The organism is Lysinibacillus sp. FSL K6-1151 (assembly GCF_038630755.1).
In the GTDB taxonomy this organism is placed as follows: domain Bacteria; phylum Bacillota; class Bacilli; order Bacillales_A; family Planococcaceae; genus Lysinibacillus; species Lysinibacillus fusiformis_D.
In genome coordinates this window covers 1,052,826-1,069,905 of sequence record NZ_CP152040.1, presented here as the reverse complement: position 1 = coordinate 1,069,905, position 17,080 = coordinate 1,052,826, and the positions used below count along the sequence as shown (strand labels likewise).

Annotated in this window: 13 protein-coding genes; all 13 read right to left on the bottom strand. The window is 39.6% G+C overall.

Annotated features, from left to right (window positions below; all coding sequences use genetic code 11):
* Positions 1–192: 192 nt before the first annotated feature.
* A complete protein-coding gene (ftsY, locus tag MHI04_RS04960) occupies positions 193–1,485 on the bottom strand; it encodes a signal recognition particle-docking protein FtsY (protein ID WP_342535383.1) in 1,293 nt (430 codons plus the stop codon).
* Positions 1,482–5,063 (bottom strand): chromosome segregation protein SMC, encoded by a 3,582-nt coding sequence (gene smc, locus MHI04_RS04955; RefSeq protein ID WP_058843498.1) that lies wholly within the window; start codon positions 5,061–5,063, stop codon positions 1,482–1,484. Before smc ends, ftsY begins: the two co-directional genes overlap by 4 nt.
* A gap of 3 nt (positions 5,064–5,066) precedes the next feature.
* Complete coding sequence (gene rnc / locus MHI04_RS04950; RefSeq protein ID WP_036124796.1) at positions 5,067–5,831, bottom strand: ribonuclease III; 765 nt, start codon at positions 5,829–5,831, stop codon at positions 5,067–5,069.
* A 441-nt stretch (positions 5,832–6,272) separates the two neighbouring features.
* Positions 6,273–6,509 carry an acyl carrier protein gene (gene acpP / locus MHI04_RS04945; RefSeq protein ID WP_036124798.1) on the bottom strand — a complete coding sequence of 79 codons (237 nt, stop codon included), beginning with the start codon at positions 6,507–6,509 and terminating at the stop codon, positions 6,273–6,275.
* Positions 6,510–6,567: 58 nt separating this feature from the next.
* Positions 6,568–7,314, bottom strand: a complete 747-nt coding sequence (fabG, locus tag MHI04_RS04940; RefSeq protein WP_342535382.1) for a 3-oxoacyl-[acyl-carrier-protein] reductase — start codon at positions 7,312–7,314, stop codon at positions 6,568–6,570.
* Complete coding sequence (gene fabD, locus MHI04_RS04935) at positions 7,307–8,260, bottom strand: ACP S-malonyltransferase (protein WP_036124803.1); 954 nt, start codon at positions 8,258–8,260, stop codon at positions 7,307–7,309. The genes fabG and fabD overlap by 8 nt, the downstream gene beginning before the upstream one ends.
* Positions 8,261–8,278: 18 nt before the next feature.
* Positions 8,279–9,271: a phosphate acyltransferase PlsX gene (gene plsX, locus MHI04_RS04930; protein ID WP_058843495.1), complete on the bottom strand. Its 993-nt coding sequence runs from the start codon at positions 9,269–9,271 to the stop codon at positions 8,279–8,281.
* Positions 9,272–9,273: 2 nt separating this feature from the next.
* Positions 9,274–9,846 carry a transcription factor FapR gene (gene fapR / locus MHI04_RS04925; RefSeq protein WP_036124838.1) on the bottom strand — a complete coding sequence of 191 codons (573 nt, stop codon included), beginning with the start codon at positions 9,844–9,846 and terminating at the stop codon, positions 9,274–9,276.
* Between the two features lie 131 nt (positions 9,847–9,977).
* Positions 9,978–12,023 (bottom strand): ATP-dependent DNA helicase RecG, encoded by a 2,046-nt coding sequence (gene recG, locus MHI04_RS04920; RefSeq protein WP_036124807.1) that lies wholly within the window; start codon positions 12,021–12,023, stop codon positions 9,978–9,980.
* A 143-nt stretch (positions 12,024–12,166) separates the two neighbouring features.
* Positions 12,167–13,318, bottom strand: coding sequence for an amidohydrolase (locus tag MHI04_RS04915; RefSeq protein ID WP_058843494.1), 1,152 nt, complete (start codon positions 13,316–13,318; stop codon positions 12,167–12,169).
* 165 nt (positions 13,319–13,483) lie between these two features.
* Positions 13,484–14,392, bottom strand: coding sequence for an L-serine ammonia-lyase, iron-sulfur-dependent, subunit alpha (gene sdaAA, locus MHI04_RS04910; protein WP_058843493.1), 909 nt, complete (start codon positions 14,390–14,392; stop codon positions 13,484–13,486).
* 14 nt (positions 14,393–14,406) lie between these two features.
* A complete protein-coding gene (sdaAB, locus tag MHI04_RS04905) occupies positions 14,407–15,069 on the bottom strand; it encodes an L-serine ammonia-lyase, iron-sulfur-dependent subunit beta (protein WP_036124814.1) in 663 nt (220 codons plus the stop codon).
* A 351-nt stretch (positions 15,070–15,420) separates the two neighbouring features.
* Positions 15,421–17,070: a DAK2 domain-containing protein gene (locus MHI04_RS04900; protein WP_271912502.1), complete on the bottom strand. Its 1,650-nt coding sequence runs from the start codon at positions 17,068–17,070 to the stop codon at positions 15,421–15,423.
* Between the last annotated feature and the right edge of the window lie 10 nt (positions 17,071–17,080).

Here is a 17,080-nt window from a genome sequence, read left to right as displayed (position 1 = left end):
CTCCTCCCGCTATTAGTCATTTGTATCATAACGAAAAGCGCCCGTCCGTGTCAAGGTAATCTCCTTGTCTAAAAGCTTAAATGTCTGCTTGCAGGCATATTTTACGCCTTTAGCTAGTATTACTCTTTTAAACAAGTCAATTCACCTATACACAGTCGAGCGTTTTATAAAATTACTCAGCGATGTTCGCTGTTAATCTTCATTATTTTCTAATTCTTTATCCAAACCATCGGCAAATAAACCATAAACATATCGTTCAGCATCAAATGGCTGTAGATCATCCATTTTCTCACCAAGACCAACAAATTTCACAGGGATGTGCAGCTTATTGCGAATAGCAAGCACAATCCCGCCCTTAGCTGTACCGTCTAGCTTCGTTAAGACAATACCTGTTACATTCGTTGCTTCTTTAAATGTTTGTGCTTGCACAAGTGCATTTTGGCCTGTTGTGGCATCTAATGCTAATAATACTTCATGTGGCGCATTTGGAATTTCACGTGAAATGACACGATGTACCTTTTCAAGTTCATTCATTAAGTTCACTTTGTTTTGCAAGCGACCAGCTGTATCGCAAATTAATACATCGGCTTTTCTATTTTTGGCTGCACGAATCGCATCATACATGACTGCCGCTGGATCAGAGCCCTCAGATTGTTTGATAACTTCACAACCGACACGATCTCCCCATACTTGTAATTGATCTATCGCACCAGCACGGAACGTATCACCAGCAGCTAAAACAACGGTTTTCCCTTGTGTTTTTAAGCGATGCGCTAGTTTGCCGATCGTTGTCGTTTTTCCAACGCCATTTACTCCGACAAATAGAATAACTGTCAGCTCACCATCTGGCTGCATATTTAGATCAATTAAATCTTCTTCACCTTGCTCATAAATTTCTACAAGCTTCTCAGAAATCACGGCTTGGATACCGTTCGTATCTTTTATATTTTTACGTTGTACTTCGAAACGCAGTTTATCCATTAGCTCCATAACTGTTTCAAAGCCGACATCAGCTTGTAATAATAAATCCTCTAATTCTTCAAAGAAATCCTCATCCACTTTACGATAACGCGCAACAAGGTCGTTCACTTTAGAAGTAAAGGAATTACGTGTTTTTTCAAGACCAGCCTTGAATTTTTGTGTAATCGACCAAGCAGAAGGCTTTTTCTCCTCTTCTGATGTATCCTCAATAACTGCTAGCTCTTGTACTTCCAGATCTTGTACTTCTGGCTGTATTTCTGGTTGTTCTTTTTCTATTTCAGTTGAAGGTTCTACTGCTGCTTCTTTCACAATTTCCATCTCTGGAGATTCTTCTATTTGCTCAACCACTTCTACATCAACAGTCTCAATAGCAGCCGTTTCGTTTGCTTCATCTAGATCTAGCTCTTGAAGATCAGCATCCTGCTCATTGTCAAGCGCCTCTAGTTTTTCTTCCTCGGCTGGATTTCCCATTAATTTATCTTTTAAACGCTTAAAAAAACTCATGCTTGTTCGCTCCTTTGCTCCGCAAGTACGGGTTCATCTTCTAATTTTACTGATACGAGTTTTGATACACCCGATTCTTGCATTGTTATACCATACAAGACATCAGCTCCCTCCATCGTCCCTTTACGATGTGTAATAACAATGAATTGTGTGTCACGGCTAAATCTTTTTAAATACTGGCTATAGCGCACAACATTAGCCTCATCCAAAGCCGCCTCTACTTCGTCGAGAATACAGAATGGTACAGGTCGTATATTTAGGATAGAGAATAATAAGGCAATTGCTGTCAGTGCTCGCTCACCACCAGAAAGCAAACTTAAATTTTGTAGTTTTTTCCCTGGAGGTTGTGCCACTATTTCAATGCCTGTTTCTAGTAAATTTTGCGGATCAATTAACACTAAATCCGCTTGCCCACCGCCAAACAATTCACGGAAAACAAGTTTAAATTGTTCTCGTATTGCATAGAACGTTTCACTAAAGCGCAATGTCATTTCTTCATCCATTTCTTTAATGGCTTCATGCAATGTTTCCTGTGCAGCAAGTAAATCCTCTCGTTGTTCAGTTAAGAATGTATGACGTTCAAGTACTCGTTCATATTCCTCAATCGCCCCTAAATTAACAGGACCAAGCTCTTCAATGGATTTTTTCAACAGTTTCACACGGCGTCGTACGAACTCTTCGTCTTCTATCGAAAGAGCTTCTTCCTCTGCCTCTTCAAATGTTAACTGATAGTTTTCTTCGAGTTGTTCTTTGAAATTATCCATTTCAAATTCTAAACGGCTTTGTTTCAACTCATTTGCACGTATTGCTTCAAGGTATCCTTTATGTATACGTTGCATTTCTTTCAGTTGTTCTTCTAATGTTGTGAGTTCTTGTTGTTGCCCTACCTTCTCCTCTTTCTTTCGAGAAATAGTCTCTTGTAAGGCATCTCTTCTCGCTTTCCATGTGATTACCTGCTCCTCAACCTCTTCATCACTTAAATGATTTGTCGATTCATCGGATTGAAGCCATAATATTTCCTGAGAAATATTTTCAACTTTTTGTTGAGCTTTGTTCAATTGTAGTGCTAGCTCAGCAGTGGAAATTTGAACTTGCGACATTTGTTCTTGCATTACTGCTAATTGTGAACGTTTTTCCGCTAGTTGCTCTCGTAATACGTCCTTCTCTGTCTCACCTTGTAGCTTTACCTTACTTAATTGCTCGACAGTATCATTGATTTCGACAAGCTCATCGGCGAGTGCGTTTAATCGCTCCATTGCCTCTTGCTTTTGTGATAACAATGCTTCCTCACGTGTTTTTACATCTTGAGTTTCAGTTGAAGTAAAAGATACTCGGGCTGATAAGCTTTTTTCAACAACCTCTAACTCGCGGATACGACCAGCCTGTTGCATCTCATCTTTTCGTAATTGCTCTCCTTCAAGCTTTAACTGTTCTACTTGATCTCGAAGTGTTGCAAGCTTGTCTTTTTCGGTTGCTACAGCCTGTTCAGCACTATAAATGGAATCCTGTAATGACTCTAGCTTGAGGATTAAATCATCTAATTCGGCTTTTCTTGTAAAGAGTGAGGATTGCTGTTTCATAGCACCACCCGTTAAAGAACCCCCTGCATTGACAATATCTCCATCAAGTGTGACCACTCGGTATCGGAAACCACATAATCGAGCGATTTGACTGGCCCCTTCCAGATTTGCTGCCACAATGACATGCCCTAAAAGATTTTCAACAATTGTACGATTATCTTCATTAAATGTCACAAGCGCATCTGCTATTTGAATAAAAGCTGGATGCTCTATCGCTAATTGGATCGTAGCTGGATTAATTTTACGTGACTTCATCACGGTTTTTGGTAAAAAAGTAGCTCGTCCAGCTCGTTTTTGCTTTAACCAATGAATGGCTTGCTGTGCATGTCGTTCATTCGTTGTGACAATATGCTGTGAGGCTGCACCTAAAGCTGTTTCTATCGCTTGAGAGTATTTCCCCTCAACTTGTAGTAATTCAGCGACAGCCCCCTCAATTCCTTGTAATTCACCTTTATCACGAGCAAGCAAAACTTCTTTAACTCCTTGGAAAAATCCTGAAAAATCGGCTTCCAATTCAGCTAATGTATCTTTTCTCGCCTTTAATTGCTGCTGATGCTGATAAGCTTTATACAGCATATCCTGTTTCTCAGCAAAGGAAGAATTTGTATTTTTTAACTGAACTTGCAGCGACTCATATTGTTCAAGCTTAGCTTGCAAATCATTTGTTGTGGAAGTGTGTTCAGCGACTAGCTTTTCTTTCTCAGCAACAATTTGCGTAAGCTCCTGTCCAATTTCATCAGTTTGATTGGACATTCTTGCTGCCATAGCCTTTTGTTGCGCTAATTGCTGATCGATATTTTTCAATTCATTCTTAATAGTTGCTTCTTCATTCAATGAATCAATATATCGATTTTTTTGTTCTTCAATTTCTTGTTCAATTTCCGTAACAGAACGATTTAATGACTGTTCTAACTGTTTAATGCTCTGCTTGAGTATGGAGAGTGCTTGCTGTTTCTCTGAAAATGCTTCTTTTTTCTCCTGTTCTTGTACAAGCAGTACGTCTACTTCTTCTTTTGCTTCTTGTAATGTCGCATTCAGCTGCAGTAGTTGATTGGAAGCATTTTGTCGTTTTTCAGCCATTAGTGCCTTACGACCATCCCAACGCTCTACCTCCATTGTGGCATTGACAAGATCAGCCTGTGAAACATCCAAATAATCATCAAGTTCTTTTAATAACTTGCGAATATTGGTTGTTTGTATATCGATTGTTGCAATATTTTGAGCTTGTTGTTGCTCAGTTGCAGACAGCTCGGTAAATTCAGCTTTTAGTGCATGCAAAGATTGTGCACAATTTTTAAAATCATGCACAAGAATGGCAATATCAAAATCTTTTAGCTCGGTAGACATTTGGACATAGTCTCTCGCACTAGAAGCCTGCATTTCAAGCGGCTCTAATCGGTTGTCTAATTCATGGAGTATATCTAATACACGATACAAATTCTCATCTGTCTCTACAAGCTTATGCTCTGCTTTTTTCTTTCTTATTTTATACTTTAAAACGCCAGCTGCCTCTTCAAAAATCGAACGACGGTCGTCAGGGCGGCTATTTAAGATTTCATCAACACGGCCTTGAGAAATAATTGAAAATGCCTCTTTCCCAAGCCCTGAATCCATAAACAAGTCCGTAATATCCTTCAGGCGACACTGTTGGTTATTTAATAAATATTCACTATCACCTGAACGGTATACGCGTCTTGTTACGCTGACTTCTGTATAAGAAAAAGCAAGTTGCTCGTCAGTATTGTCTAATATAAGTGTTACCTCTGCAAAGTTGAGTGGCTTACGAGAGTCACTGCCAGCAAAAATAACATCTTCCATCTTTGCTCCACGTAACGACTTTGCCGATTGCTCCCCAAGTACCCAACGAATCGCATCTGTGACATTACTTTTTCCACTGCCATTTGGTCCAACAACCGCTGTAACACCGGGTACAAAATCAATTCCAATGCGCTCCGCAAAGGATTTAAAGCCAATCACTTCTAGTCGTTTTAGGAACATCTATTAAGCCTCCTCTTTTGCAGCTTCTTCACGCATCATTCGCATTGCACATTGTGCAGCTTGCTGCTCGGCTTCTTTTTTTGATTTTCCACGACCAATACCAAGCTCTTGCCCGTTCAATAATACGCTTGATACAAAGGTACGGTTATGTGCTGGGCCTTTTTCATCGATTATTTCGTAATGAAGAAGTCCATTATTGGTTTGTTGTACCATTTCTTGCAATTGACTTTTAAAATCCATCACATGCGAAAAAGCACCTACTTCTACTTTTGGGAACACGATACGCTCTAAAAACGACACGACCGTTTGTAATTCTTGATCTAGATAGAGTGCACCTACAAATGATTCAAACACATCTGCAAGTAGCGCTGGGCGTTCCCGACCACCTGTTAATTCCTCACCTTTTCCAAGTAACACGAAGCGTCCAAAGCCTAATTCATTCGCAAAAATAACTAGTGATGGCTCACAAACGATAGAAGCTCTTAACTTTGTTAACTCACCCTCGCTCATATTTGGGTATTTCTCAAAAAGATATTTAGAAACAGATAGTTCAAGTACTGCGTCTCCTAAAAATTCAAGACGCTCATTATCCGTAAATAGCTTACGGCGATGCTCATTCACATAAGATGAATGCGTGAATGCTTGATACAATAAATTTTTATTAATAAAAGTGATATTTAATTCATGCTGTAACAGCTCGAATTGGTTGCGTACTTTTTCAGGAAGTACGCCAGATTTCTGCATAGTTCCTTTTCTTTTCATAGCCATTGAACAAATCTGCCTTCCTAATAGTTTCTACCGTTTTAGTGTACCTTTTTCAAGGCGTTTATGCAAAAGTATTTCGGCTTAAACACAATGTTTTGGAAATTTTTTCGAAAATTTATCTTATTCATAGAAAATGATCTCCTCTAAAATGAAAGTTGAATGCTTGTGGGACGATTTTTGGTTAACTCCAGTCGTCAGCTCAAAAAAATTTTAGACATTATGCCCCCGATTTTTAACATGAAAAAGGGGCGTCAATAGATCGAAAATCGATCTATTTCGTCCCCTTTGAATACATCTTTGTTCATTGAAGCTGCTTCTTCTATCAAGTCAAAGCAGACAAACTATTTCTACTTTATTCATGCTATCATAAATACCATTGTGTATTATGATGACCATCACATCTATAAAGGTGATCCATTTTCGCTAAATAAAGTTTTAACGAAATTAGTTTAATTTACTTTCGATGTATGAAATTGCAGAACCTACTGTTGAGATTTTTTCAGCATCTTCATCAGAAATTTCCATATCAAACTCGTCTTCAAGTTCCATTACAAGTTCAACTACGTCTAATGAGTCAGCACCTAAATCATCACGGAAAGAAGCTTCAAGTGTTACTTCGCTTTCTTCAACACCTAAACGGTCCACGATTACTTTTGTTACACGTTCTAATACTGTAGACAAATGATTCACCTCCCCTCAAATGATTATACAAAAAATCTGCGTATATGCCTAATCGAAATTACATTACCATACCACCATCTATATGAAGCGTTTGCCCTGTCATATAGTTAGCATCATCGGAAGCAAGGAAAGCTACTGCCTTGGCAATATCCTCTGGCTGTCCAAGTTTCGCAAGGGGAATCTGCGTAAGCATACCTTTTTTAATATCTTCTGGTAGTTGCTCTGTCATTTCTGTTTCAATAAAGCCTGGCGCAATAGCATTAACTAAAATATTGCGTGAAGCTAATTCTTTTGCCGTCGTTTTTGTGAGTCCAATAACACCTGCTTTAGCCGCAACATAGTTTGCTTGACCAGCATTACCCGCTACACCAACGATGGAAGAAATATTAATAATACGACCTGCACGTTGCTTCATCATTTGACGTGTTACCGCCTTTGTACAAAGGAAAACCCCTTTAAGATTCGTATTTAATACATCGTCCCATTCGTCTTCCTTCATACGCATTAACAGGTTATCTCTAGTAATACCTGCATTATTCACTAAAATATCAAGAGAACCAAATGTTTTCACAGCGGCCTCCATTAATGCGGTTACTTCTTCCGTCTGTGAAACGCTAGCTTGCACCGCAATGGCTTCCCCACCATTTGCTTGAATCATCTCAACGACTTCTTCCGCTTTTGCCTGTGAGCCACTATAGTTCACTACAACCTTAGCACCTTCCTCAGCAAGCTTTACAGCAATAGCACGTCCAATCCCTCTTGAAGCTCCTGTTACAACAGCTACTTTACCTTCTAATTTACGCATTGATTGACCACTCCTTCGACGCTTCTAAAACCGCTTCTAATGATGCTTCATCATGGACACAATAAGCAGCAACTGAACGATCAATTTTTTTCAAGAGACCGCTTAATACTTTGCCAGGTCCACATTCGATAAAGACATCGACACCTTGTGCAATCATTTCACGCATAGATGCTTCCCATTGCACTGCACTATATACCTGTTCAACTAGCTCCTGCTGAATCGCTGGTACATCCTTTAATTCCTTCGCCATTACATTGCCGATAACAGGGATTTCAGGTGCAGATAAAGTAATCTCTGCTAATGCTGCTTGCAGTTTCTCTGAGGATGGTCGCATCAATTCAGAATGAAATGGACCGCTCACAACTAAAGGTATTGCGCGCTTTGCCCCTGCTTCTTTTGCAGCAATAATCGCTTTATCTACACCTTCTTTAGTGCCTGAGATAACAATTTGTCCTGGACAATTCACATTGGCTACCTGCACAGAATCACCCGCTGCTGAAACCAGCTCTGTAACTGCGTTCAATGCCTCTAATTCCATCCCTAGAATCGCTGCCATTGCTCCTTGTCCTGCTGGTACAGCTTCATTCATATAAAGACCACGTTTATGCACGATAGACACGGCATCATCAAATGACATTACGCCTGCTAAAACCAATGCACCATATTCTCCAAGCGAATGACCCGCAGCATAGTGTGGCTGAATTCCTGCTGCACGCAGCTTTTCAGCTACCATTACACCCGTAGTAAGAAGTGCTGGCTGAGCGTGGTATGTCAGTGTTAACTCCTCAGCTGGACCTTCTAACATTAACTTAGATAATTCAAATTGAAGAGCTTGATCTGCACGATCATAAAATGCTTTACTGTCTGCTGCATTTTCAACAAACTCTTGACCCATCCCTACTACTTGCGAACCTTGTCCTGGAAAAATAAATGCTATTTTCGTCATTTGAATAATCCCCTTTGTTTAATCAATTTCTAAGTGACGTACTGTATCAGTAATCGTCGAAATAACAGCATGCTCTACCATCGTATTAGCTTGTCGAATCGCACTAAAAATTGCTTTTGCATTCGATGAGCCATGCGCTTTAATTACAGGTGCTTGTAAGCCAAACAACCCTGCACCACCATACTCTGTGTAGTCCATTTTATTTTTTAAGTCACGTAAATTATTTTTCATGAGTGCTGCTGAAATTTTCGTTTTCGTTGATGACATAAATGCCTCTTTTAACATTGAAAATAAAGCGCCAGCCGTCCCTTCAATAGACTTCAACACCATATTGCCTGTAAAGCCATCTGTTACAACAACATCCGCTACTCCTTCAAGCAAATCACGCGCTTCTACATTACCAATAAAATTCAAATCAGCTTCCTTCAATAATTCGAAGGCAGCTTTCGTTAATTCATTACCCTTTTTTTCCTCAGTACCGATATTTAATAGGCCAATTCGTGGTTTTTGTAAGCCTCCAACCTTTTTAGCATAAATATCACCCATAATCGCATATTGCACTAAGTGCTCTGGTCGTGCATCTGCATTTGCTCCTAAATCAAGCATTAAGAAGCCTTTACCATCCAATGTCGGTAATGTTGTAGCCAAAGCTGGACGGGCTATCCCCTCAATTCGGCCAACTTTAAATAAGCCCCCTGCCATTAACGCTCCGGTATTCCCAGCAGATAGGCAAGCATCTGCTCTACCTTCTTCCACCGATTCCATCATGCGAGCCATTGAAGAATCCTTTTTTCGACGAACAGCACGTGCAGGGTCATCCGTTCCTTCTACTATTTCCTCACAATGTATGATTGTTAATCGATCATGTTGTTTTAAAAATGGCTCAAGCTTATCTTGCTGACCATATAATTGGATTTCTAAATTTGGGATTTGCTCTAATGCTAAGAGTGCACCTTCAACAACTGATTTTGGTGCATTGTCTCCACCCATTCCATCAAGCGCTAATTTCATTGTTACTCACCTTTACCTTTCGTGCGGTACATATCAAATTCACCAACAAAAACGGTTTCACCATTTACGGTAGATGTTACCTCGACTTTTGTACGATGATTAAGATCATCTCGTCCGATAACAATCGCTTTTGTAATAACACGATTTCCAGCACGCACAGGTTTCACAAATGTAATATTGGAATGTACGGTTAATGCTAGTTCGTCATCAATTACTGCGACCGCTAATGAGTTTGCTTGTGCAAACAAATGATGTCCACGTGCGATGCCATTGCGCTGAAAAACATGCTCTTCTTGTACATCAAAAATCGATAGTGCTCGATTATCTAATTCAATATCTACAATTTCTCCGATGACTTCATCAATCGGTAGAGATTTTACTTCATTTTCATAGTTTTTAGAAGCAACATCTTTAATTCGCTCTCGTAATTCTGGTATAGATAACTCCATACGATCTAAACGAATTGTTTGGACACTTACCTGAAACTGTGTTGCTAGCTGTTCATCTGTGACGAATGGATTTTCAGCTATCGTTTCAGATAGTAGTCGCTGTCGCTCTTTTTTCGTTCGTCTCAACATCATTCGCCACCTTTTGAGTTGTTATTAGCACTTGGTACTAATATCAGTATATAGAGTATAAAAAAAGAATGCAAGACTTGTTTTGAAATCAAGTACTCACATTCTCCTATGCTCATAAGCCCTCAATACTAATCGAAGCGCTCTCCCTGTAATACACCCGACTCTTCTAGCATTTTACGCAAGTATTGATAGTCATCATCCTGCCAAAACGCTTTTGTTTCAAGCATCTCTGTTGCATCTTTTCTTGCGGTCTCGAGTATACGATAATCATGTACTAAATCAGCTACTTTAAAATCTGGCAAACCACTTTGCTTTCTACCAAAAAAGTCCCCTGGTCCCCTTAATTCTAAATCTTTTTCAGCTAAACGGAAACCATCATTCGTTTCCGTCATCGACTGCATACGCTCTTTCCCTTCATCAGACTTAGGATCAGCAAGTAAAATACAGTATGACTGGTGCTCACCACGCCCGACACGCCCTCGGAGCTGGTGCAATTGCGCTAGGCCAAAACGCTCAGCATCATAGACAATCATAAAGGTAGCATTCGGTACATTAACACCTACCTCCACAACTGTTGTAGAAACTAAAAGCTGAATTGTTCCTTCACTAAAATCGCGCATCACCGCATCTTTTTCATCGGCTGATAAACGTCCATGCATTAAACCGACCTGATAACGATCTTTAAAATAAGTGGCTAGTTGCTCATAAATTTCTACAGCATTTTGAACATCAAGCTTATCAGATTCCTCAATAAGTGGACAAATAGCATAAGCTTGTCTTCCAGCCGCTAGCTCCAATTCTAGCTTGGACATCACAGAGCCGAGTTGCTCTTTTTTCATCCAATGCGTTTCAATCTGTTTACGGCCCGCTGGCATTTCATCAATTATCGATACATCCATTTCCCCAAATGCAGTAATAGCAAGTGTACGCGGTATAGGAGTAGCTGTCATAAAGAGGACATCTGGATTCTCCCCTTTATCACGCAAAATTCGACGTTGTTCCACACCAAAGCGATGCTGCTCATCTGTGATGACAAAACCTAGCTTTTGAAATATAACATCTGGCTGAATTAACGCATGTGTGCCAATGACAATGTCAAGATCACCATTTGCCAAATCTGCTAAAATCCCACGTCGCTCCTTTGTTTTAGTTGACCCAGATAACAAAGCAACACGAACATCAAAGGGTTGAAACCATTCTTTTAAGTTCTCCAAGTGCTGTTCCGCTAAAATTTCAGTTGGTGCCATTAAGGCTCCTTGAAAGCCCGCTGTCACAGCTGCATATAAACCGATTGCCGCTACTACTGTTTTCCCAGAACCTACGTCGCCTTGCAGCAAACGATTCATTCGATGTGGTTCCTTCAAATCTTTACAAATTTCATTAACCACTCGTTTTTGAGCATTTGTTAATTCATAGGGCAATGAAGCAATAAATGCTCGTAGTTTATGCACATCAAACTGAATGATTGTGCCACGCTCACTCTCTTTCCGCGTTTTACGTAATGCCTGTATACGCAATTGGAAGTTTAATAGCTCCTCATAAGCAAAGCGTCTTCTTGCTTGTTTAGCATGCCCAGCATCCAGCGGAAAATGGATACCCTCCAAGCCCTCTCGTATCGGAACAAGCTTATAGGACTCCTGTAAATAATATGGAATCGCCTCTGGTAGCTCTGCACCAAAATCATCTAACACTTGTCGCATATATTTACGAAATCTTTTTTGTGGAATCAAACCTTTCAGACTATACACTGGCTCAAAGTCTACTTGATCTGTTTTTGGCCCAAATGTGACAGTTGTACCATTGATTACTTGTCTACCACGATCCCATTTCCCCGTCACGGTAATAATGGAACCCGGTACAAGCTTTTGCTTTAAATAGCCTTGATTGAAAAATACAACTTTTACTAAGTGACGTCCTGCCAAAACTGTTACTTGAAGTCTTGATTTATTACGACCTAAAAATAATATCGTAGGCTCACGTTCTACCTTGCACTCAACTGTAACGCGTTCGTTATGTGGTGTTTGCGCTAAATCTTTTAAACGAAAATCTTCATGTCGATGTGGGAACGTCCATAATAAATCAGCTACTGTATTGATGCCTAGTGATTCAAGATGTGCTGCTGTTTCTTTCCCGATGCCTTTCACTTCATTGACATGGCTAAATAATTCAGTCATCCTATCCCACAACTCCCTTCATTCAAGTGGTACTCTTTATGTAACCATCCTAGCTTCCTCTATCTAATGTATCATATATTAATTCGCAGCCTCTACACATAAGCAAAAACCCCATCAATGCATGATAGGGTTATAAACGTCTGTCATTTATATTGCAAAATCATGTCAATAAAAAGCTTAATGGCATCAGGAAAGACATCTTCATCTAAATCAAATTTTGGATGATGATGTGGATATTGGCTTTTTTCGCCACCCATCCCAACAAAAATAAATGCACCTGGCCTATGCTTTAGATAATATGAAAAATCCTCGCCCCCCATTACTGGATCAACAAGCTCGAATACATCCTGCCCAAAATTTTCACAAACGATAGATTCTACGAAGCGTGATTGCTGAGGATCATTGATAAGGGGAGGCGTCCCTATAATAAAATCGATTGTCCCTTTCGCCCCAAAAGCATGGCAAATCCCTTCTGTTAAACTTACCATCTTCGTTTGAATGGTAGCTACTGTTTCAGGAGTTAATGCCCTAATAGTTCCTATTAATTTTGCTGTCTCTGGAATAATGTTATACGTTGTTCCTGCTTGAATATTTCCTACTGTAATAACGCCAGCCTCAATAGGATTGATTGTTCGGCTAATGATACTCTGAAAGGCTTGCATTAAATGGCTCGCAATATAAATGGGATCAATCGTTTCATGTGGCATTGAACCATGTCCACCATGACCTTGAATTTCAATTTCAAAATCATCGACCGAAGCCATCATTGGCCCATGTGTTAAGCCAATTTTCCCTTTTTCTAAACCTTGCCATAAATGAATACCGAAAATAGCATCGACACCTTCTAAAACACCATTTTGAATTAAAAAGTCTGCTCCACTTGGTGTGATTTCCTCAGCTGATTGGAAAATAAGCATAATATTTGGCTCGATTTTTTCCTTATTCATCGCTATCCATTGTGCTACTGCCAATAAAATCGCTGTATGCCCATCATGACCACACATATGTGCCACACCTGGCTTTTGAGAGATATAGGGCTTATCACCTTCTTCAACAATTGGTAAGGCATCTATATCTGCTCGTAAGGCAATTGTCTTCGTATCTTTTGTTCCTTGAATCATAGCCACTACGCTAGGAGGATCATACTCTAATATTTCAATTTGAAGCTGCTCTAATCGTTTACGAATAAATTGACTTGTTTCAAATTCTTGTCCAGAAAGCTCTGGATATTGATGAAGATAACGACGATCCTCTATAGCTTGTTTTGTTAAAAATGGTAGATTAGTTATTTCCACTAAAAAAACTCCTTTTAATTTACCTTGAGCGTTCCTACAAAGGAATGGAGCGTCTGATAAAGCCCCCCCTTACAAAATGGGTGCTTATTTTATTATACTAAAATCATTCGCAACTAAACCAATATAAAAACATGCTACCTTTTTAGATAGCATGTTTCACCAGTTTTATTGAAGAGCTTTAATACTTTGTAGGCCACCATTTTCAAGTATAGCTTTACTAATAGCCTTTCCTGTTGGTGTTGCCGCTAGACCGCCTCGTGCAGTCTCTTTCAGATTCGGACTCATGGATTGCCCAATGCGATACATAGCGCCAATTACTTCATCACAGGGAATACGACTTGTTACACCTGCAAGTGCCATATCTGCCGCTACTAGCGAGTTAGATGCACCCATGGCATTACGTTTGACACATGGTACTTCAACAAGACCTGCTACTGGATCACAGACAAGACCAAGCATATTTTTTAAGGTAATGGCAAATGCTTCCGAACATTGCTGTGGCGTACCTCCAGCCATTTCAACAATGGCAGCAGCAGCCATTCCTGCAGCAGAACCAACTTCTGCCTGACAACCACCAGCAGCACCTGAAATGGAAGCGTTATTCGCAACCACAAACCCAAAAGCTCCTGACGTAAATAAATAACGGATCATTTGCTCACGAGTTGGATTTAATTTATTTTTCACTGCAAAAAGCGTTCCTGGTACAACACCTGCAGAACCCGCTGTCGGCGTTGCACATATTGTTCCCATCGCTGCATTTACTTCATTTGTTGCAACGGCTTTGCTTACAGCATCTAATAATAAATCACCTGATAGTGATTTTCCTTGCGCAATATAATTTTGAAGCAATACGGCGTCCCCACCAGTTAAACCTGTTACTGATTGCACACCTTGTAATCCTCGTTCAATGGCTTCTTCCATCACGGTTAGATTTCGATCCATTTGTTGGATGATTTCTTCTCGCGTTCTGCCAGTAATCAATATTTCCTGTTCGATCATGATTTCTGATATTAATTTTTCTTCTTGCTCTGCTCGTTCTACAAGCTCACGAACATTATGAAATAAAACGTCCATTTTGGGACACCCCCTTAGTTATTAATTTTAGAGACCTTTGTAATATGTGGAATTAAAGATATTTGCTGTAGCACCTTATCTTCAATGTTTTGATCAATTTCAATCACCATTAGAGCTGTTAAACCACGTTCTATACGTGAAACTTCCATATGCCCAATATTGACTTCATGCATTGCTAAACAATTGGCTACATTGGCAATACAGCCAGCACGATCATCATGCACAACAAGAATTGCTGGCATACCACCTGTTAAACGTAGCTTAAAACCATTGACTTCACTGATTTCAATTTTTCCGCCACCAATCGAAATACCAACTACAGACATTTCCCCTTCATCGTCTCCAATGACAAGCCGAGCTGTATTGGGATGCTCCGTATTAGCCGTTTCGGGAATAAATTCATATTCTAATCCCACTTTTTCGGCCTCTTCAAATGCTATTTTAATACGGTCATCAAATGTATCGTAATCTAATAGGCCCCCCACTATCGCAACATCTGTACCATGTCCTCTATACGTTTCAGCAAATGATCCATATAAATGAATTTTTGCCCATTTAGGTTGTCTACCAAATAAATCCCTTGCAACACGCCCAATGCGAGCTGCACCTGCCGTATGAGAGGAGGAAGGCCCAATCATGACTGGTCCAATAATATCAAATACTGAAGTAAACTTCATACAAACACCCCTCTATTCTATTCATATAATAATATTTATTTTTACTTATATCATGCTTGATAGCTACTATAAAAGTAAAGCATTTAATTTATCAACTTTCAGAAAATTACCACTACTATAATTTATAGTAACTATATAGGTTTATTTTTTGTCCACACCATATATACACATCAATAAAACAGTTGATATTCCAATAATTCCAAATTTTTTATCCTCTGGACACGTACATCTAGCTGTTCATATTTAGCACGTTTTTACTAAATATTATACATCCTCTTCTTTGTAGCATAAACAAAAGCAGTACACGTTTTGTGCACTGCTTTCTTTACGGAATAGCAAAGTAGCATGTAATTATTCTACTGAAATAATATATGGATATAACCCTTGTTTACCATCAAATAATTCAACTTCTACATCTGGATAGTTCTCTTCAATGAAAGCTGCTAATGCTGAAGCAGCCTGTTCAGTTGTATCTTCGCCATAGATCACTGTAACTATCTCAGCATCTTCATCGACTAAATCTGTGATTACCTTTTCTGCTGCATCCTTTAATGCTGGTGTAGAAAGGACAATTTTACCTTCTGCTAATGCCATAAAATCATCTTTACGGATTTCCACACCATCAATAGATGTATCACGCACTGCATAGGTTACTTGACCTGTCTTCACATTAGCAAATGCATCGGACATTGTCTTTTTATTTAGATCAACAGCTGCTTCAGGGTTAAACGCTAAAATCGCTGCCATCCCTTGTGGAATCGTCTTCGTAGGAACAACCGCTGCGTCAATCTCTAATAGTTCAACCGCTTGCTCTGCTGCCATAACGATATTTTTATTATTCGGTAAGATTAATACTTTTTCTGCACCGATTTCTTGTACGGCTTTAACGATATCTTCAGTTGAAGGGTTCATTGTTTGACCACCTTCAATGACATATGAAGCACCGATAGAGCGCAATAATTCTGCCACACCCTCACCCATCGCAATCGTTACGATAGCATACGGATGTTTTTCTACTTTTTTGGCAGTCGTTGGTGCTTTATGCTCCTCACCAACAATCGCTGAATGCTGCTCACGCATATTATCAACTTTTATTTTAATAAGACTACCGTATTTTTGTCCGATTGATAAAACAGAACCTGGTTGCTCAGAATGGATATGAACTTTCGCAATTTCTTCATCGGAGATCACAAGCAAAGAATCCCCAAAAGGATTTAATTCATTACGGAAATGCTCCTCATCGAAAGGTTCTTTCCCTTCTTCTAAACGCACCATTATTTCAGTACAATAGCCAAATTCAATATCTTCAGTATTCATGAAATCCTGTACTCTATGATGCTCTGCATTGATTAAATCATCTAAGGTCGCATCATTTTTCTCTGGAAGAGGCTCACCTTTTAAAGAGGCTAGAAACCCTTCATACACAAATAGTAAGCCCTGACCACCACTATCCACAACACCGACCTCTTTTAAAACAGGTAGCAATTCAGGTGTGCGATCTAATGAAGCCTTTGCTTCTGCTGTAAAAGCTTCCATCACGGCAATGATATCGGTTTCAGTTTCTGCCACTTCTACACCTTTTTTTGCCGCCTCACGTGCTACTGTTAAAATAGTTCCTTCTACAGGTTTCATAACAGCTTTATAAGCTGTATCAACACCCGCTTGGAAAGCCGCTGCAAAGCCTTTTGCATCAATGGTTGCTTCTTTTTCAATAAACTTCCCAAAGCCTCGGAATAATTGCGATAGAATAACGCCTGAATTTCCGCGCGCACCCATTAAAAGACCTTTTGATAATGCCTGTGCTGTTTTACCAATATGTTCTGAAGCGGCAAGTTCTGTTTCCTTTGCGCCAGATGTCATCGATAAGTTCATATTAGTCCCTGTATCACCGTCCGGTACTGGGAATACATTTAATGAATCTACATAATTTGCATTTTGGTATAGATGATGCGCACCCATTTGTACCATTTCAGCAAACTTTATACCGTCTAAAGACTGCATTCGATTTAGT